The 281-nt window shown below is 59.8% G+C and carries 1 protein-coding gene; it reads right to left on the bottom strand.

The genetic code is table 11. The features are described from left to right. The coding region (locus J0O65_RS25365; RefSeq protein ID WP_215409929.1) for a hypothetical protein at positions 1-281 on the bottom strand (281 nt) is incomplete at both ends.

The following is a 281-nucleotide window of genomic DNA, read 5'->3' as shown; positions in this document are numbered from 1 at the left end:
AAGGATGCGGCATCGAGACGCAACATGTCCGCCTGCAAGACGCCGCGCGTGTTGTCGATATTTACACCGCCCACCTGCAAGTCGGCAGTCGCTGCCATCACGCCGTCGGTATTGTTCAGTACACCCTTGCTGACGATGTCGGCCGCCGCGGCGGACGTGATGCGGCCCTTGCTGTTGTCCAGCACGCCTGCCTGCAGATTCAATGTCCCCGTGCCTGCGTGCTCGATCTTGCCGTCCTTGTTCGTAACGCTGACGGCATCGATGTTCAGGTTCTTGCTATT

This window comes from Janthinobacterium sp. JC611 (assembly GCF_018682595.1).
GTDB lineage: Bacteria > Pseudomonadota > Gammaproteobacteria > Burkholderiales > Burkholderiaceae_D > Janthinobacterium.
Note: the sequence above shows the minus strand (reverse complement) of the source record. Positions and strands in the feature narration are given on the sequence as shown.